The organism is Gaoshiqia sp. US2 (assembly GCF_059705485.1).
Map to the genome: position 1 here is coordinate 4,118,667 of NZ_AP048550.1, position 19,441 is coordinate 4,138,107.

Consider the following 19,441-nt stretch of genomic DNA (forward strand, 5'->3'; position numbering starts at 1 on the left):
TAAAACCACAACCCAATGTACCAAGTACTAAACAAAAGATATGATAGAATTAGAAATTGTACCCTATTTACCAGAGACAAAAAGAGGCTTTAAACCCAAAGCGCCTCTTTACGAGATTGTTAATGCTATATTATATAAGCTTAAAACAGGAGTCCAGTGGGAATACTTGCCCGTTGAAAGTTTGTTTAGCCATACGGTATTGCATTACAAAACTGTTTTTGGTCATTACCGTAAATGGTGTGAAGATGACGCATGGAAATCTTGTTGGATATAACTTTTGAAAAACAATAAATCAAAGCTTGATTTATCAAATGGCGATTGCTTGTTTGGGGAAAGAAGTGTTTGTAGACATCATTTGCCAGCACACCGGCCGAAATATTCAACGTGGTATTCACCGAGCTTGAGGTGGCGAAAACCATCCCTGCCAGCATCAGGCCCAACATGCCTGCAGGCAAGACTTCCTTGCACATCAACAGATAAGCCCCCTCATCGGCAAGTCCCTCGAGGCCCGGGTTCAAAACGCGGTAAATCATAGGGGGCAGCATCCAGATCACGGGGCTAACGGCATACAAAGCGCCGAATATCCAACCCACTTTTTTTGCATCTCCCGGAGTGGCAACGCTCGTGTAACGTTGTACATAGGCCCAGTTGCCGGCAATAAAAAAAAGGTTATACAGCCCAAAGGCAATCAAAAACCCACCGGTGTATTCGCTATCAACAAAAGAGAAAAAACCCTCGGGCGTCCCGGAGATGAAGTTTCCCATTCCACCTATTTTGTTGAATGACAACGGAACCACGATCAATACCACTGCCGTGAGCACAACGAATTGCAATACGTCCGTAACAATAACAGCCCACAACCCGCCGACTGCCGTGTATATTATAATAAGAACACCTAAAAAAATGATGCTCGCGGTTATCGGGATGCCGGTTGAAACCTCTACAATTTTTGCCACCGGGTACAAAAAGTTTCCCGTGGTAAAAAGGGATATCAACAAAAACAGCCAGGTATAAATTTTTTGGGTATTGTAACCCAGCCTGTTAGTGATAAATTCGGCCGCTGTCAGGGAGTTTGTTTTCCTCCATTTCGGGGCGATCACAAAGCCGATAACAAAACCGGCCATGCTCATCGTCCATTGTATGGTTACAGCCACCCACCCGCTGCTATACGCGATGGAGCCCCAAACCACAAACGTTCCTGCCGAAAAGAAACTCATGAACAAGGACAACCCGCTCATCCACCAGGGCAATGCCCCCCCCGCGGCAAAGAAGGACTTCATGCTTTTGCCCGACTTGGAAAATAACATTCCACAGGTGAAAACAAGAAGGGAAAAAATCAAGATCACACTAATATCTATCCTGCTCATTTAGTTAGGTTTTTCAATTATTTTCCAGCAAAATAACAAGTAGGATGAAATTCTAGCAAATTTTTAACATCCAAATTTTTCGAAAACGTTTTCGACGAAAGTTATTATATTTGTCTTGACAATCCGGATAAAATGAAACGAACATGTTGCTTCACAACACTCAAGGGTATGATAATAATTTTCAGCAACATGGAGTTCCATACTGCCATTAAAAAACAAATTATTATAGTATGAAATTCATAACCATTAAAGATGTTGCAAAAGCTTTGAACATATCAATATCTACTGTTTCAAAAGCATTTAACGACAAATATGATGTCAATAAGGAAACCAGGGAATTGATTTTGGCAAAAGCCAGGGAGATGGGGTACCATCCCAACCCGATAGCCAGGAAACTCCTTTCGCAACGGAGTTTTAATATCGGGGTGGTTGTTCCGGAATTTATCACACCGTTTTTCCCTCATGTGATCATCGGTATCCAGGACATACTTTTAAAAAAAGGTTATCAGGTTTTGATTATGCAATCGAATGAGAATTTTGAAACAGAACTGGAAAATATCAAAACCTTGGAAAATAACATGGTGGATGGAATAATCCTATCCTTAACACACGAAACAAGTAATACTGATTATTACAAAAAAATGATTGAAGATGGATTTCCAATCGTGTTATTTAACCGGGCAAACGATGAACTGGAATGTTCCAAAGTAGTTTTTGATGATTACAAATGGGCTTTCTTCGCCACTGAACACCTGGTACTGCAAGGCTATAAAAATATTTATCATTTTGCAGGCCCAAGGAAACTCGCTTTATGTGCAAACCGCATCAAAGGATTTGTAGATGCACACAGAAAATATAAAATGAAAGTTCATGACAGCCAAATAATTGATACCGGGCTCTTAAAAGAAAACGGGGAAAAGGCCGTTAAAGATTTAATTGAGGCCAATCAGTTACCTGACGCCATATTTGCCGTTAACGATCCATGTGCAATCGGGGCGCTAAAGATGTTGAAGAAATATGGGATGAAAGTTCCGGATGAAATTGGAATTGTCGGTTTTACCGAAACCGAAACAGCTTCACTGATTGACCCGCCATTAACCAGCGTTTCCCAGCCAACTTTTGAAATCGGGCAAACGGCGGCGAGACTTTTGTTGGATCAAATTGAGAACAACGGAATATTCGTCCCTCAAACGATTGTTTTAAATGGAAAGCTCAACGTCAGGGAATCTTCTGTCCATTTAAAAGGCAAGTAATCCTGCTGACCCCATAACTTATTAAAGCCGGGTTTTAATTGACATAATAATTTATTGACAAAAAAAGGGTGCCCATCGGACACCCTCCCTTTCAAACCACAGCTTACTTATTTTTAATTACTTTTCCTGTAAGCGTTTGGTTATTTAACACGAATCGATAATAATAGACGCCTGCGGGTAACCCGGAACCGTCAAATTCAACAGAGTAGGTTCTTCCTTTATAAACTTTTTCGTTAAGAGCATCCCCAACCTTGCTTCCGAGCAAATTGTAGATTGCAATATGTGCGTCACCATCCTGATTCGGCACAAATTCAAATCTCACTTTCTTATCGAACGGAGTCGGGAAAACTTTAATTTTCACAGGTTTATTGTCTTCCACAATTGATTCAGAAGCAACTACGGATTCTCCACAGTCAACCCCCATTTCCGTAGCAGAAACAACACCAGAACGATTTACGTCACATGTCACAGCGTGGGCAATTACCCAAACTGGTCCTTCCACATTCGTAAATTCAACTGTGTAATCATTCACCCATGCCAGACTTCCTGCATTGTGAGTGTACTGCCCGGGAGCAACGGTTTCTTTCCCGTTTTTCATAACAGGATATTTACCGCATCCCACATATACATGGACCTCACTCAGAGAATAGCCAGGATCAGTTAAGTACTGAACTCTCAGGGTACTTCCGGAATAAGTTATTTCGACTGTACCGACCAGTTCTCCCTTATCAGGATTACATTGGGCTGCACCGGCATAAAGAGGCATTGAATATTCCCCTTCTTCGGAGATTGAGTTTGTCCAGCCCCAGCGGTTGAATCCATCGTCAAGGAAACAAACTGAACCGCCTTCCAGCATACCATAAGCCGTTTCACAGTTCGGTTCACATGGATCAACGGTTACATTGACCACACATTCAGATGAATTACCACATTCATCAACTGCAGTGAACGTGATGACGGTTATGCCCTCTGCGAATGGGTCGTTCAATTCCAATCCATCTGAACGGGAAGCCGTAACTTCAACGCTTCCATCGCAGTTGTCGGTTGCTATTGGCAATTCAATATATGACGCTAACTCGCATCCGGCAATATAGATGTCTTCAGGACATTCTATTACCGGCCCGGCCAGGTCAACTTTCCAGGTAACGGTTACTGATGCGTTGCTTTCGTTACCGCACTCATCAACAGCGGTGAACGTACGCATCTGGCTCTTCAGGCAATCATCGCCTGTCACATCACCGTCCGCATAATTAACCGTGACTTCTGCATCGCAGTTGTCGGTGGCGGTGGCGCTTCCCAGGGCAGCGGCTATTTCTTCTGCTGTCGGGTTACATCCTAAGTCAGAATCTGCGTTGGCTGCCGTGATAACCGGTGCTTCCAGATCAACTTTCCAGCTAACCGTGACGGTTACTGCTTCGGCCTGGTTGCCGCACTCATCAACAGCGGTGAACGTACGCATCTGGCTCTTCAGGCAATCATCGCCTGTAACATCACCGTCCGCATAATTAACCGTGACTTCTGCATCGCAGTTGTCGGTGGCGGTGGCGCTTCCCAGGGCAGCGGCTATTTCTTCTGCTGTCGGGTTACATCCTAAGTCAGAATCTGCGTTGGCGGCCGTGATAACCGGCGCTTCCAGATCAACTTTCCAGCTAACCGTGACGGTTACTGCTTCGGCCTGGTTGCCGCACTCATCAACAGCGGTGAACGTACGCATCTGGCTCTTCAGGCAATCATCGCCTGTAACATCACCGTCCGCATAATTAACCGTGACTTCTGCATCGCAGTTGTCGGTGGCGGTGGCGCTTCCCAGGGCAGCGGCTATTTCTTCTGCTGTCGGGTTACATCCTAAGTCAGAATCTGCGTTGGCGGCCGTGATAACCGGCGCTTCCAGATCAACTTTCCAGCTAACCGTGACGGTTACTGCTTCGGCCTGGTTGCCGCACTCATCAACAGCGGTGAACGTACGCATCTGGCTCTTCAGGCAATCATCGCCTGTCACATCACCGTCCGCATAATTAACCGTGACTTCTGCATCGCAGTTGTCGGTGGCGGTGGCGCTTCCCAGGGCAGCGGCTATTTCTTCTGCTGTCGGGTTACATCCTAAGTCAGAATCTGCGTTGGCGGCCGTGATAACCGGCGCTTCCAGATCAACTTTCCAGCTAACCGTGACGGTTACTGCTTCGGCCTGGTTGCCGCACTCATCAACAGCGGTGAACGTACGCATCTGGCTCTTCAGGCAATCATCGCCTGTAACATCACCGTCCGCATAATTAACCGTGACTTCTGCATCGCAGTTGTCGGTGGCGGTGGCGCTTCCAAGGGCAGCGGCTATTTCTTCTGCTGTCGGGTTACATCCTAAGTCAGAATCTGCGTTGGCGGCCGTGATAACCGGCGCTTCCAGATCAACTTTCCAGCTAACCGTGACGGTTACTGCTTCGGCCTGGTTGCCGCACTCATCAACAGCGGTGAACGTACGCATCTGGCTCTTCAGGCAATCATCGCCTGTAACATCACCGTCCGCATAATTAACCGTGACTTCTGCATCGCAGTTGTCGGTGGCGGTGGCGCTTCCCAGGGCAGCGGCTATTTCTTCTGCTGTCGGGTTACATCCTAAGTCAGAATCTGCGTTGGCGGCCGTGATAACCGGTGCTTCCAGATCAACTTTCCAGCTAACCGTGACGGTTACTGCTTCGGCCTGGTTGCCGCACTCATCAACAGCGGTGAACGTACGCATCTGGCTCTTCAGGCAATCATCGCCTGTAACATCACCGTCCGCATAATTAACCGTGACTTCTGCATCGCAGTTGTCGGTGGCGGTGGCGCTTCCCAGGGCAGCGGCTATTTCTTCTGCTGTCGGGTTACATCCTAAGTCAGAATCTGCGTTGGCGGCCGTGATAACCGGCGCTTCCAGATCAACTTTCCAGCTAACCGTGACGGTTACTGCTTCGGCCTGGTTGCCGCACTCATCAACAGCGGTGAACGTACGCATCTGGCTCTTCAGGCAATCATCGCCTGTAACATCACCGTCCGCATAATTAACCGTGACTTCTGCATCGCAGTTGTCGGTGGCGGTGGCGCTTCCCAGGGCAGCGGCTATTTCTTCTGCTGTCGGGTTACATCCTAAGTCAGAATCTGCGTTGGCGGCCGTGATAACCGGCGCTTCCAGATCAACTTTCCAGCTAACCGTGACGGTTACTGCTTCGGCCTGGTTGCCGCACTCATCAACAGCGGTGAACGTACGCATCTGGCTCTTCAGGCAATCATCGCCTGTAACATCACCGTCCGCATAATTAACCGTGACTTCTGCATCGCAGTTGTCGGTGGCGGTGGCGCTTCCCAGGGCAGCGGCTATTTCTTCTGCTGTCGGGTTACATCCTAAGTCAGAATCTGCGTTGGCGGCCGTGATAACCGGTGCTTCCAGATCAACTTTCCAGCTAACCGTGACGGTTACTGCTTCGGCCTGGTTGCCGCACTCATCAACAGCGGTGAACGTACGCATCTGGCTCTTCAGGCAATCATCGCCTGTAACATCACCGTCCGCATAATTAACCGTGACTTCTGCATCGCAGTTGTCGGTGGCGGTGGCGCTTCCCAGGGCAGCGGCTATTTCTTCTGCTGTCGGGTTACATCCTAAGTCAGAATCTGCGTTGGCGGCCGTGATAACCGGCGCTTCCAGATCAACTTTCCAGCTAACCGTGACGGTTACTGCTTCGGCCTGGTTGCCGCACTCATCAACAGCGGTGAACGTACGCATCTGGCTCTTCAGGCAATCATCGCCTGTAACATCACCGTCCGCATAATTAACCGTGACTTCTGCATCGCAGTTGTCGGTGGCGGTGGCGCTTCCCAGGGCAGCGGCTATTTCTTCTGCTGTCGGGTTACATCCTAAGTCAGAATCTGCGTTGGCGGCCGTGATAACCGGTGCTTCCAGATCAACTTTCCAGCTAACCGTGACGGTTACTGCTTCGGCCTGGTTGCCGCACTCATCAACAGCGGTGAACGTACGCATCTGGCTCTTCAGGCAATCATCGCCTGTAACATCACCGTCCGCATAATTAACCGTGACTTCTGCATCGCAGTTGTCGGTGGCGGTGGCGCTTCCCAGGGCAGCGGCTATTTCTTCTGCTGTCGGGTTACATCCTAAGTCAGAATCTGCGTTGGCGGCCGTGATAACCGGCGCTTCCAGATCAACTTTCCAGCTAACCGTGACGGTTACTGCTTCGGCCTGGTTGCCGCACTCATCAACAGCGGTGAACGTACGCATCTGGCTCTTCAGGCAATCATCGCCTGTAACATCACCGTCCGCATAATTAACCGTGACTTCTGCATCGCAGTTGTCGGTGGCGGTGGCGCTTCCCAGGGCAGCGGCTATTTCTTCTGCTGTCGGGTTACATCCTAAGTCAGAATCTGCGTTGGCGGCCGTGATAACCGGCGCTTCCAGATCAACTTTCCAGCTAACCGTGACGGTTACTGCTTCGGCCTGGTTGCCGCACTCATCAACAGCGGTGAACGTACGCATCTGGCTCTTCAGGCAATCATCGCCTGTAACATCACCGTCCGCATAATTAACCGTGACTTCTGCATCGCAGTTGTCGGTGGCGGTGGCGCTTCCCAGGGCAGCGGCTATTTCTTCTGCTGTCGGGTTACATCCTAAGTCAGAATCTGCGTTGGCGGCCGTGATAACCGGTGCTTCCAGATCAACTTTCCAGCTAACCGTGACGGTTACTGCTTCGGCCTGGTTGCCGCACTCATCAACAGCGGTGAACGTACGCATCTGGCTCTTCAGGCAATCATCGCCTGTAACATCACCGTCCGCATAATTAACCGTGACTTCTGCATCGCAGTTGTCGGTGGCGGTGGCGCTTCCCAGGGCAGCGGCTATTTCTTCTGCTGTCGGGTTACATCCTAAGTCAGAATCTGCGTTGGCGGCCGTGATAACCGGCGCTTCCAGATCAACTTTCCAGCTAACCGTGACGGTTACTGCTTCGGCCTGGTTGCCGCACTCATCAACAGCGGTGAACGTACGCATCTGGCTCTTCAGGCAATCATCGCCTGTAACATCACCGTCCGCATAATTAACCGTGACTTCTGCATCGCAGTTGTCGGTGGCGGTGGCGCTTCCCAGGGCAGCGGCTATTTCTTCTGCTGTCGGGTTACATCCTAAGTCAGAATCTGCGTTGGCGGCCGTGATAACCGGTGCTTCCAGATCAACTTTCCAGTAATAAGTTATACTTACCTGAACGGCTTCATTATCGCAATAATCGACAACTCTAGCTATCCATGTTTGGCTCATGCCGCAACCTTCTGCATCCTGAACGGGACCATCTGTCGCTACATTTGGGGTAAAGTCGCCGCAATTATCAGTTGCAGTAAATTCCGGAACGGGAATTTCCTCCGGGTTACATCCCCAATCGTATCCGTCAACTGCTTCGGTCGAGATCACCGGGATCTCTTCATCTTGAATAGCTACAATTTTTTCGCAGCTACTTTCACATCCGTTTTCATCCGTAACAACCAACGAAAGTGTAAATGACCCGCAAACGGCATCAGCCTTTACTGTTACCGATTGTCCGTCGGCGCTTCCAATGATTGTTGCATCTCCTGATATGCTCCAGGCATAGGTGCTTATCACGGATGTTCCGTCGTAGGTATAAACAGATTCCCCGTCCGGGCAAACAGCATCGTCGCCGGCAATGGAGCATAGCGGATTTTCATTAACAGTAACTTGCATTTCCTCCGTGAAAACACACGCCTCAGCTGTGCTTCCTGTTGTCGGCAAACGAAGTGATACCGAGATGGTTTTGCTACCCGGCCCTCCTAAAAGGGCAACCAGATCGCCAATCAGCGGGAAGTCGCCATCACCGGTAATCGCCATAAAATCGTTCCAGCTAAATGCCGGAAAGTTGGTAGCAAGATAATTTTGAAGTTTTATGTAATCTTGCTGCAATACAGCATCTATCGAAAAGCTAATTTCAAGATCAGCAAGGTAATCAGCAATTACATCAATGTTTTCGAGGGTCACACTCAGGCTTGCCCCAACTTCGTCCTGACATAAATAAATATCAGCAGGAAGCGTAAATGAAATGGGCACGTCATTCACCAATACATCCGTTTCGCATTCTGATGACAGAAGCCCATCTGAAATCTCCACATGCAGGGTATATCCACCCGGATTTTCAGAAAGTACCGTCACTTCAGCCCCGTTTACCGGCCCGACAAAAGCAGCTCCCGAAGTATTATTCAGAATCGTCCATACATAAGTTGGATTTGATGCATCTGAAATGGCCTGGAAGGTGATTACTTTTCCACCGCAAAACCGATCGACCGGTGCAACATCGCAGGTAGGCGGTATCGCAACAGCGTCAGCAGACAGCGACCGGTCCTGGTTTCCCAGGTTGTTCAGGTTCCAGTCAATTACACGCATGTGATAGGGAGAACCACTGATTCCACCGGCTGAACGTGGTGTTCCGTCGGGGAAATATCCCCACTCCAACCTGCTGCCGATATGTCCGCCCCAGGCCAGCAAAACTGAAGTTGATTCTACCGTAAAGTTAACGGTAATCTTTTGTGCTGATTGAGACAAAGCTAAGTTAGCAGCATGGGCGACACCGTTTTCGTCGGTATAAGTGATACCGGAAATGGTACCACCCCACATGGTCATGAGAACCTCGCTGCCGGGAAGAGCGGCGTGGCTGGATGCAGGCATACCTGCAACCTCGGAATTATATCCCGGAGGAGCAGGAATCGCCCAGGTACTGGTCGGACTCATCAATTGCCCGTCAAAGGCTGTTCCCTTTGTGGGGTCAACTGTTTCGGCGCTGTGACCATACATACTGTGGTCTTCCAACCGTTGGAAATGTGTCAGGTAGTCCAGGGCATGTTTGCCGCTGTGTTTGGCATCATATTCCAACGTCAGTTGAACGGCCACGCCAACAGGCATCTTAATCATTACGGCGCGGTATGCGACCGACATTCCTTCGGCGTAATGAGAATTTTGGGCTCCCAGGTTCCCGTTTACCCAACTCGGGTCGGGAAGAGGACTTGTTGCAGAACCATTACGCAACTGATCGAGAGACACAGCTGCCTGGTTATACTGCGCATAGCTTGCAGCGGAACTGAACAGGAGTCCGCCCAACACAATCAAAAATACCAAACGGAATTTTTGAAAGAATCGAAATGTTCGAAAACACAAGTAAAGTTTTTCCATTTTTCAAAATGTACGATTAATAAAACATTTGTTCTAATATCATCAGAGAATGAACTGTCAGGCAAAAGATTTCTCTTTTAAGCCAAAACAATACCCTGTAAGTCACACGACCATGTGACATATCATCCGCAATTTCAACTTGATAAAATGATCCGGGAAATCCGGAAATTTTTGACCGCAATAACTAAGTCCTGATGCACACCTTACGATGGCTATCAACATGTTCCTGTTAATATCTCAGCTAAGTAACGACAAGTTTCCTATCCGGGGCAATGGGTATTTTCCGAACCTTTTTATGAAAATCCTGTTTTCTTGATTGTTAACCGAAGAATTTAATCCAGGAATGGGTAATTTCCGAAGTTTTCGGCTTGAAATATTTCATTATCAAAAATTTGAAAAACATTCCATTTTTATACTGCAAAAAAGAAAAAAGATTTTGACCATTATGTTTATATTTGCATAGTTCATATTAAACATTCCAACTTCAGCCATGATAAACAGGCAAAACAATACCATCTGGTTTCGCAAAATATTTGATGATCACTATACGCATATCAGAAACTACATCTATTATCTTTCGGGAGATATTGATTTGGCAGAAGACCTGACACAAGATGTATTCCTGACGTTCTGGGAAGAACACACAAAAATCAGGCAGGATACCGTACGGGCCTGGTTATACACGCTGGCGAAAAATCAATATTTCAAGCACCACCGGAGAAAGACTATTAATTTAAACTTTACCAGTTCCCTGGTATTGGGACAGGAAAACGAGTCGCCTGAATTTATCATGGAGTTAAAGGAGTTTGATCAAAAGCTGCAGCAAGCGATCGCTAAAATCCCGGATAAAACCCGCGCCATTTTTTTAATGAGCCGTATTGATAACCTGACCTACTCGGAAATTGCGACCGATTTAAAGATCAGCAACAAAGCCGTAGAGAAACATATGCACAAGGCCCTGAGTATATTGAAAGAAACAGTAGAGCGTAAAATATAACCGTGTATGCACTCAAATAAATTCGATATCGAAAAACAGATGAAGGGCTACCGTGTACCTGAGAACAGGAGCAAGGAAGAAGCCTGGGAACTGCTGTCAAAAAAAATAGCTGAACGCCAAGCTCCAAAGCATACAAAAACCCGACTGATTGGTTGGTCTTCAGTTGCCGCAGCGGCTGTCGTTCTGCTGTACTTTACTTTGTTTCACGAGACTAAGCAAGCCCGCTTAGTAAAAAATGACCTTGCTCCCAGTCAACTGGTTTGGCTGCCCGACAGCAGTCTGGTTACACTAAAGACCCGAAGCGAACTGACATACAGTTACAGGAAACGAAACGGCGAACGGGTAATCGGGATGAAAGGTGAAGCATTGTTTGAAGTAAATAAAGGGAAAACCTTCCGTGTCAATTTTCCGGGGGGAGAGCTGGAAGTACTCGGCACAACATTCAACATTCAGGCTTATTCGGCCGAATCGGGTCGGATTGATTGTTACGAAGGTTCGGTAAAAGTGAGTTTGCATCTACAGGAAATTATCCTGAAAAAAGGACAGGCCGTTACTTTTGACACCGAAAAAACAGATGGCCCTTTTGAAATCAGCCCGGATGTATTGTCAGATTTGCCGGAAGGAACCTATTACTGGCATAGCCGCCCGCTAAAAGAGATCCTGATGCTGATTTGTCAACGCGAAGGTTATACGCTGGTTGCGCCCGATAGCATGCTCGAACAGCGTTTTACAGGCAAACTGAATTTAGCACAAAGCGGCCTCTCCCTTCAGATTCTGTCCCGTGCCATGAATTTTAACTACCTGATTGAAACCAATAAACTTCAATTAATTGAAAGAAATTAGACCACATATTTATATTATCCTGTTTTTTCTGACCCTCTCCACATTGGCATTTGGTCAGGAAAAATTAATATCGGTTCACAGCAAGGGCAAAAAACTGAGCCAGGTGCTGGAGAATCTGGCGGCCGAATATCAATTGCAATTTGCCTTTGATGCCGACTATTTTTCCGGAATTGACACTGAGCTGAATTACGAAGCAATTTCGGTAACGCGGTTTATGGACGAACTGTGCCGGAAATATCATCTCCTTTACGAAAAAATTGAGAGTACCTGGGTGGTTTATAAAAACCCGGCTCCAATCCCGGAAAAAGCCCCTGAATTTATCCGGCTTGAAGGATTGGTCGTCGACAAACACACCGGAGAACCACTTTTGTTTTGCAACATCGGTTTCGGCGGCAACAAAGGAACGATCACCAACGAATTAGGCATTTTTGGTGAAAAAGTTGAAATGACGGATCAGTTACCGGTAGAAATCAGCCATCTCGGTTACCAGCGGCTGGATACGACGCTTCGCCCGCTACCCGGAAAATTTCACCGGATTGAATTAACGCCGTTCGCGTTTCACATCGAAGCCATCAATGTATACCAACAGGAAAAAGATGTATTGGAAATGCGCGATCACTCCGAAAAAATAGCCTTCAACCCAAAACAAGCCGCCAATATGCCCCGGCTCGACGACGGCGACCTGGTAACCGCGTTGAGTCTCATTCCCGGAGTTAATTTTCTGGGCGGTCAAACCCAGGGCATTTCCATTCGCGGCGGATCGCCTTCCGAGAACCTGATTTTGCTCGATGGCATCCCGGTGTTGGAAACCAGCCATTTATTCGGTAGCATGAGTGTCCTGAACGCCAAGTACATATCGCAGGCCTTTGTTTCGCGCGGCGCTTTCGATGCCACCCTGGGCGAACGGACTTCGGGTATTATTGAATTGTCGGGAAAAAACAGCTATTACAAACCGGCCTTCGACCTTTCGGCCAATTTGCTCAACGTAAATGCCACCGCCAACATCCCGATCGGAAAAACCGTTTCGGTAAGCGGGGCCTTTCGCAAATCATACATCGATGTCTGGGAAAATTATTTATACAAGCAGATCCTTGAACAGGAAATTGCCACAGACGAAGAATCGACCATGAAACCGGTTGTTTATTTTGACGACCTGAACCTCAAAATCAGCATGAAACCAACCGACAAGCAGGAAATCTCCTTTAATGTGTTAACCAGCAACGACGAGCAAACGCAGGATTATGTATTCAAAGAAGGATCGCGTTTTTACCGGAACCAGGAAATGGAAAGCAAAAACAGGGGATTCAGCGGGAACTGGCGGTATCAATCCGGGAGCCACTGGCAACATCACCTCAACTTCGGGTATAATGAGCTGAACCGTTCTTCGCTCCGCAATGCCGGCATGTTGCCAAACAGCCAGGGGCACGGAGGAAAAACAGAACTGGACCAAGACGACAATCAGCTGGAAGAATTGATGGCCAGCCTGTCATCGGAGTTTAAAACCGGCCGTTTCACCCATCAACTTGGCTTTGGGGCCAGAACCAATCAGGTTAGCTACCTTTACCTGGCAGAGCGTACAGTTGGTAATATCCAGGTCGACTCCATTAATTATAATTCGAAAGCGACCATTTTACATGCTTATTTTCAGGAGACCATTCAACCGGCAGAAAAAGTCCAAATACGCGCCGGCCTGCGGGTCAACAAAGCCGATATCACCGACAAACTCTATTTTCAGCCGCGTTACGGGATCAGCTATAAGCCGACCGCCGATCTGAACCTGTTTTATTCAGGAGGAACCTACAACCAGTTTTTATCACAGATCCGCAAGATTGACAGTCAGGGCATGAGTGAATTGGTCTGGTTTTTACCCGATACTACCGGCAACGGCATCATGAAAGCCCGTCAGCATGTCATCGGAGCCGGTTACGAAAAAAACGGCCTTAGTCTGAATGTGGAATCTTATTACAAAAAAACAAGCGGAAAAATTAACCTCTATGCCGAAGTCAGCGGCAGGAAAGATAAATTTATTGAATATGTGACACATCCCGGCCAAACAGAATCATATGGTCTCGATGCGCTCATTCATTATCAAAAAGGTATGTTCACCCACATGTTATCTGCCTCCCTGTCCAAATCGACAGAACAGTTTGAGGTATTCAATAACGGCGAAAGTTATCCGCCGTTTGACGATCAACGGCTCAAACTCCGGTGGACTGAAATAGCGAAATACAAAAGCTGGGTACTTTCAGGAAGTCTGAACTACCACTCACGCAGCCCTTATTTAATTACCGAAACAGACAGCCAAACATTTGGGCGGCTCCCCTATTTCGCTCAAACAGACCTTTCGCTTATTAAACGATTCTCATTTAAGTATTTTGCCCTGAGTTCGGGTATTTCCATTTTAAACTTGTTTAATCGCGAGAACGTACTGATAGTCGATTATTTTAATATCTCCGACAGTACGGGTTCTTATTCCATCCGTACCGATATCACCTCTGTCAAATTCACACCCGTGTTTTTTATCAATATCAGAAGCCTGTAAATAAGCAACTTACGTTTTTATTTAAAAAAAGTTGATTTTCCCGGTAGGGTATTTCAGGATGAAAGGATATTAATGCTGTAAACAAATTAAAAACGTGTTAAACAGCAACAATATATGTCTACATCCGGAATTACCTGTAATCACACCAAATGAAAATCCGATTGATCAGGTAATCAGATCATATTTAGTTCCGGGGAAAACAGATAAAAATATTGTGCTGCAAAAAATATTAAAGAAAATTGAAGAAGGGCGACAAAATCAGGTCAGTACAAAAGCAATATTACTAAGTCCTGTTTATCGAATCGCAATTTCAACCGCTGCTTCTCTGGTCCTGGTTTTCCTTCTTCATTTTTTCTTTTCGGTAAAGGTATTTGAGGGAAATATTCAACAAGTTAACGCAATCAGGCTTCCGGATCACTCCCGTGTTGTTTTAAGTGAAAACAGCACCATCAGTTACCCAAGATACTGGTGGAAACGAGAGATCAAACTACAAGGAGAAGCTTACTTCGAGGTAAAAAAAGGGGATAAGTTCATTGTCAAAACACCCAAGGGAGATGTTCGTGTTTTGGGAACGAGATTCCAGGTTTCGGATTCCGGTAACGGACTAAAGGTAACCTGTTTTGAAGGGAAAGTGATGTTTACTGCGAAAAACCTGGCCCAGGAAATTTCGGCCGGGAATTCAATGATTTATCAGCCCGACGAACAAACATCAATGGTTCATACCGACGAAATGTATCCGGGAACAGCAACGTTTAGAAAAACCTTCTCAAATGAAACGCTTTCGAATGTTGTTGCCGACCTGGAAAACTTTTTTCAAGTCAGGATTTTGCTGAACCAGTCAGCGCAGAAACATTTTTCAGGAAAGCTGGAAACTGCCAGCGCTGAAACAGCCATCAAAATCCTATGTCGTTCCCTAAATCTCGAATACTCCTTTCAAACAAACGAAGTAATTATTGTTAACGAAAAAAAGTAACGAGTTATGAAAGAAAGAATGAAAACAATGCCAGTCTTGATTTTTGCCTTACTGGCTGCGGTTTTTACCGCTTGTAACACAGACGAGTCAATCAACAAAGAAGGAAAAGGAACAGTTCGCTTTTTACTGACTGACGCCCCGTTCCCATTTGAATGGGTAGAAGAAGCCAATGTGACCATTGACCGGGTTGAGGTTCGCCAGTCAGCGGGCGAAGCAGAAGAGGAAGACGTAAACTCGTCGGATTTTATCGGGTTTGACCTTGAAGGAGAAACAACATTTAACCTGCTTGACCTGCAAAACGGTGTTACAGCAGAATTAGGAGAGATTGAACTGGAATCCGGAAGTTATAACGAAATCAGGTTACATGTGGTGAGCGCCAACATTAAACTCACCGATGGCACCCTGATGGATTTAAAAATTCCCAGTGGATCAAGCAGCGGTCTGAAAATTAAAATCGAAGGCGATCTGAATGTCACATTCGGTGGCTTTGCAACCGTACTGGTTGATTTTGATGTCAGCCGTTCATTTGTAATGCAGGGGAATGCTGCCACTCCGGCCGGAATTAAAGGATTCAATTTTAAACCGGTCATCCGCGCTTCTGTAATCGACAATACCGGCTGGATTGAAGGTACAGTAACCGCCAATGGCGAAGCCCTGGTCGACACCATTGTTGACATTATCCACAACGGAGACACCCTTTCGGCCAAAACCGGCGAAAACGGATACTATAAAGTGATGGGCTTGCCTGCAGGAACCTACACCGTCAGCTGCGAAATTGCAGGCTTCGAAAAATTTGAAGCAAGCGCTACGGTTGCCGTCGGAGTTGGAACGACTGTAGATATCGCTTTTGTGACACCGGGAACGATTGCAGGGGTGGTAAGCACAGGTGCAACCCTGCTGCAAGGTATCACGGTTGCCGTTCATCCGACACCGGCCGAAGGACAAGAAGTGCCGGCAGCCATTGCTACTGCTGTTAGCGGAGAAAACGGAGCTTATTCCGTCAGCGGGCTGGCGCCCGGAACATACATTGTCCGGGTTCAGGCAACAGGTTACACCGCCTTCCAGCAAACCGGCGTTGCTGTAACTTCGGGAGCCACAACTACAGTTAATATTGCGCTTGTTGTTCCGGCAGCAGGATAATATTATAATTAAACAAGAAAAGAAAGGAAGCAGCTTTCAGAGATTATTCGAGACTGTTTTTGAATTACAGAAGGTACCCTTGCCGATTGACGCAAGGGTACTTTTTTTTATGAATCGCACCGAAAACGGTTAGGGTGAAACAGAACATTGCGGATCTCCGATTTTCGTTCTACTTTTGTCGCACAATTTAATCGAACATGAAACGGGTAGTTATTGGTTTATCGGGAGGAGTGGATTCGAGTGTGGCGGCATACCTGCTCAAACAGCAGGGCTATGACGTCGTTGCCTTGTTCATGATCAACTGGCACGACCGCACCGGAACGCTTACCGGACAATGTACCTGGGAAGATGACGCCCTGATTGCTGAAATGGTAGCAAAGAAGCTGGATATGCCCTTTCATATCGTCGACCTCAGCGAACATTACAAAAAACGCGTGGTTGATTATATGTTCGACGAATACAGCAAAGGCCGCACTCCAAACCCGGATGTGCTGTGCAACCGCGAGATCAAATTCGATATTTTCATGGATGAGTGCCTGAAACACGGCGCCGATTTCGTGGCCACCGGTCATTATTGCCGGAAATCGGAAATCCAAAAAGACGGCAAACCCATTTATCAGTTACTGGCCGGCGCAGACAACAACAAAGATCAAAGTTATTTTCTCTGCCAGTTAAACCAGGATCAGCTGAGCAGATCGCTCTTCCCCATCGGACATCTCGATAAGCCAGAGGTACGCCGTATCGCGGCCGAACAACAACTTCCAACGGCCACCCGGAAAGATTCACAAGGAATCTGTTTTGTGGGGAAAGTGGATTTACCCACCTTTCTGCAACAGCAACTGGAGCCTAAAACAGGAAATGTGATTGAAGTTTCTTCCACCTTTATCGAAAAAAAGAAACAGGTTGAAAAATCACCCGTTAATTTCAAAAAACTGTGTTTCCCCTATCCATACAGGCCCTGGAACGGAAAAATCATCGGGGAACATCGCGGCGCACACTTTTACACCGTTGGCCAACGAAAAGGACTCAACATCGGGGGTCATTCCGAACCGCTGTTTGTGATCGGCACCGACGTTGCCCGAAACATTATTTACGTGGGAGAAGGAACGGAACATCCCGGTTTATACCGTCCGGGACTGTTTATTTCAAACGAAGATATCCACTGGATCAGAACAGATTTACAAATGACTTTCGGCGAAATCCGCGATTACCGGGTACGGATCCGCTACCGCCAGCCTTTGGAAAAAGCCAGACTTTACCGGCACGAAGAGGGCTTATACCTGTTGTTCGAAGACGAACAGCGCGGAATTACTTCGGGGCAGTTTGCCGCCTGGTACGATGGCGACGAACTGATCGGCTCGGGTGTGATCGCGTAAGGCATCGTCTACTCCCTGGACTGAAAAACAAGACGTAGTTTCACCTGTTCTGCCTGAAGAACCGAATCTTTCACTTTTGGCAACCACGATCCGCCATGTTGAACAATCCGGATCGCCTCCCGGTCAAACAATTGATCATCGCTGCTCACAATCTCAAATTGTTCCGGCTGGCCGTTTACATTCACGATAAACGTCAGCTTCACCACAACTTTTTTCTTCGAAGGATCAACCAGAATATCCTGACAAGCCTGATCCAGATAAGTTCGGTATGGTTCCCAACCGCCTAAAGGCATGGCTTCCCGGTCGGGCACAACAGAAGAAACAGCCCCGGTTATCCGGGATTTTTTCCGGCTCCCGTATCCTACAACAACCACCTCATCCAACGCCGGTTCTGAAACAGAACCCACCAATGAGAAAGAATCGGACGGATTATCTTTTATCATCACCTCTTTCAGCGCCAAACCGGAGGTATCCTTCACATCAACCTGTTTGGCTAAACTTACGGCTGATGGTACCGGAAAATCGGTTTTTTCCTCTGCAACCGTTGCGCGAACAGCAGACAGATCAAGCTCATTAACAATCAAATTCTGTTCCTCTTGTACGAAAACACCCTCCGTCTGAACGGCCCGGCCTCGGGAAATGCTGCGACCACCCGAATCAGTTTCTTCGGTATCCTCAACCATCAACAAGGCTTCTTCTTCTTCTTCTTCTGCTGCTGCTGCTGCTGCTGCTGCTGCTGCATCATCCGCTAAATCAGTTATGATCTCTTTGGAAGATTGACCCGGGGCATGATCTTCCTGGTGTTCCTGAGCTTTCTCTTCGGTTACCCGATCCACCCGGTTGTGAGTGATCGTACGAAACGTCTTTTGCTCCAAATCAAATAACCAAACCGAACTAACAACAACCAACAAAACCGAGGCGGCCACATACCACCAAACAAGACGATTACGACGATTCCCGGAAACTATGTTCTTCTTCAACTCCGACAGATCGTCCCAGACACGGTCATCCTCCATACTGGACAGACCCTCAACAGCTTCGGCCAGAAAAGGATCTTTTTGCAACTTACGTTCAAAAGCATTCCTCTCCCGTTCAGATAGTTGATTTTTCAAATACCTGAAAATCTGTTCATCCTCATGATATGATTTCTGAGCCGGCATGTTTTTTCTCCAAACAAATTTTCAAATTTCGTTTCCCGTTTTGCAGCAAACTTTTCACTTTATGTTCATCCAACCCGGTTAAACCGGTGATTTCCCGGTAACTTTTACTTTCGTAATAAAACAAACGCAGGCATTGCCGTTGTTCCTCTTTCAGGCGGTCGAGGCAATCCTGCAATGCCTCGCTCAACTGTAAATCCTCACGATCTTCAATAGGATGCGCCTGATGCTGAAATTCCACAAAATCAGCCTGTTTTTTCATCCAATCGTGTTCCCGTTTTTTGAGTGAATCCTTTTTTCGCAACTCCATCAGACAATGATTTTTACTGATCACGTACAGCCAGCTTCGAAACTGCCGCACATCGTGCCGGTGCAGGTCATCGGCCAGTTTCTCAAAAATCTGCATCACCATATCCTTCGATTGTTCCCTGTCGCCAAAATACTTCAGGCAGAGTCCGAAAACCAAGGTCACATACCTCGCATACAGGTAGCCCAACAATTCCTGATCGTTTTCCCTTTTATACCGAAGAACGATTTCTTCATCTGTCAGGTCTGTTTTATGTTTTAATTTCAGGAACAACCGGTC

12 protein-coding genes are annotated in these 19,441 nt (G+C 47.0%); 8 read left to right on the forward strand and 4 right to left on the reverse strand.

Annotation, left to right across the window (positions count from 1 at the left end; translation table 11 throughout):
• The first annotated feature begins 40 nt into the window (after positions 1-40).
• Positions 41-274, forward strand: a complete 234-nt coding sequence (locus AC6H3C_RS16370; protein WP_497516488.1) for a transposase — start codon at positions 41-43, stop codon at positions 272-274.
• Here AC6H3C_RS16370 and AC6H3C_RS16375 read toward each other — a convergent pair.
• Entirely contained in the window at positions 186-1,367 is a 1,182-nt protein-coding gene (locus tag AC6H3C_RS16375) for a sodium:solute symporter family protein (RefSeq protein ID WP_497516489.1), read from the reverse strand. The two genes, AC6H3C_RS16370 and AC6H3C_RS16375, sit on opposite strands and share 89 nt — an antisense overlap.
• Positions 1,368-1,597: 230 nt before the next feature.
• Between AC6H3C_RS16375 and AC6H3C_RS16380 the strand changes: the two genes are divergently transcribed.
• Positions 1,598-2,620 carry a LacI family DNA-binding transcriptional regulator gene (locus AC6H3C_RS16380; protein WP_497516490.1) on the forward strand — a complete coding sequence of 341 codons (1,023 nt, stop codon included), beginning with the start codon at positions 1,598-1,600 and terminating at the stop codon, positions 2,618-2,620.
• Between the two features lie 103 nt (positions 2,621-2,723).
• Here the strand turns inward: AC6H3C_RS16380 and AC6H3C_RS16385 are convergent, their stop codons facing one another.
• Complete coding sequence (locus AC6H3C_RS16385; protein WP_497516491.1) at positions 2,724-9,773, reverse strand: T9SS type A sorting domain-containing protein; 7,050 nt, start codon at positions 9,771-9,773, stop codon at positions 2,724-2,726.
• Between the two features lie 544 nt (positions 9,774-10,317).
• On the opposite strand from AC6H3C_RS16385, the gene AC6H3C_RS16390 reads away from it, so the two are divergent.
• From AC6H3C_RS16390 to mnmA, 6 genes are all read left to right on the forward strand, one after another.
• On the forward strand, positions 10,318-10,824 hold the full coding sequence (locus tag AC6H3C_RS16390; protein WP_497516492.1) for an RNA polymerase sigma factor: 507 nt from the start codon (positions 10,318-10,320) through the stop codon (positions 10,822-10,824).
• 6 nt (positions 10,825-10,830) lie between these two features.
• Entirely contained in the window at positions 10,831-11,667 is an 837-nt protein-coding gene (locus AC6H3C_RS16395; RefSeq protein ID WP_497516493.1) for a FecR family protein, read from the forward strand.
• Positions 11,654-14,209 carry a TonB-dependent receptor gene (locus AC6H3C_RS16400; protein WP_497516494.1) on the forward strand — a complete coding sequence of 852 codons (2,556 nt, stop codon included), beginning with the start codon at positions 11,654-11,656 and terminating at the stop codon, positions 14,207-14,209. The genes AC6H3C_RS16395 and AC6H3C_RS16400 overlap by 14 nt, the downstream gene beginning before the upstream one ends.
• A 214-nt stretch (positions 14,210-14,423) precedes the next feature.
• A complete protein-coding gene (locus tag AC6H3C_RS16405) occupies positions 14,424-15,182 on the forward strand; it encodes a FecR family protein (RefSeq protein WP_497516495.1) in 759 nt (252 codons plus the stop codon).
• Between the two features lie 6 nt (positions 15,183-15,188).
• Positions 15,189-16,322 carry a DUF4382 domain-containing protein gene (locus tag AC6H3C_RS16410; RefSeq protein ID WP_497516496.1) on the forward strand — a complete coding sequence of 378 codons (1,134 nt, stop codon included), beginning with the start codon at positions 15,189-15,191 and terminating at the stop codon, positions 16,320-16,322.
• A gap of 197 nt (positions 16,323-16,519) precedes the next feature.
• Entirely contained in the window at positions 16,520-17,698 is a 1,179-nt protein-coding gene (gene mnmA / locus AC6H3C_RS16415; RefSeq protein ID WP_497516497.1) for a tRNA 2-thiouridine(34) synthase MnmA, read from the forward strand.
• Positions 17,699-17,706: 8 nt separating this feature from the next.
• Here the strand turns inward: mnmA and AC6H3C_RS16420 are convergent, their stop codons facing one another.
• Both AC6H3C_RS16420 and AC6H3C_RS16425 read right to left on the reverse strand, forming a co-directional pair.
• On the reverse strand, positions 17,707-18,810 hold the full coding sequence (locus tag AC6H3C_RS16420) for an energy transducer TonB (protein WP_497516498.1): 1,104 nt from the start codon (positions 18,808-18,810) through the stop codon (positions 17,707-17,709).
• A gap of 22 nt (positions 18,811-18,832) precedes the next feature.
• Positions 18,833-19,435 (reverse strand): RNA polymerase sigma factor, encoded by a 603-nt coding sequence (locus AC6H3C_RS16425; protein WP_497516499.1) that lies wholly within the window; start codon positions 19,433-19,435, stop codon positions 18,833-18,835.
• Positions 19,436-19,441 lie beyond the last annotated feature (6 nt).

What these genes read in the sequence shown, in the direction of transcription:
- AC6H3C_RS16370 (WP_497516488.1), top strand. Translation starts at nt 41, where the DNA reads ATGATAGAATTAGAAATTGTACCCTATTTACCAGAGACAAAAAGAGGC.
- AC6H3C_RS16375 (WP_497516489.1), bottom strand. Translation starts at nt 1,367, where the DNA reads ATGAGCAGGATAGATATTAGTGTGATCTTGATTTTTTCCCTTCTTGTT.
- AC6H3C_RS16380 (WP_497516490.1), top strand. Translation starts at nt 1,598, where the DNA reads ATGAAATTCATAACCATTAAAGATGTTGCAAAAGCTTTGAACATATCA.
- AC6H3C_RS16390 (WP_497516492.1), top strand. Translation starts at nt 10,318, where the DNA reads ATGATAAACAGGCAAAACAATACCATCTGGTTTCGCAAAATATTTGAT.
- AC6H3C_RS16395 (WP_497516493.1), top strand. Translation starts at nt 10,831, where the DNA reads ATGCACTCAAATAAATTCGATATCGAAAAACAGATGAAGGGCTACCGT.
- AC6H3C_RS16410 (WP_497516496.1), top strand. Translation starts at nt 15,189, where the DNA reads ATGAAAGAAAGAATGAAAACAATGCCAGTCTTGATTTTTGCCTTACTG.
- mnmA (WP_497516497.1), top strand. Translation starts at nt 16,520, where the DNA reads ATGAAACGGGTAGTTATTGGTTTATCGGGAGGAGTGGATTCGAGTGTG.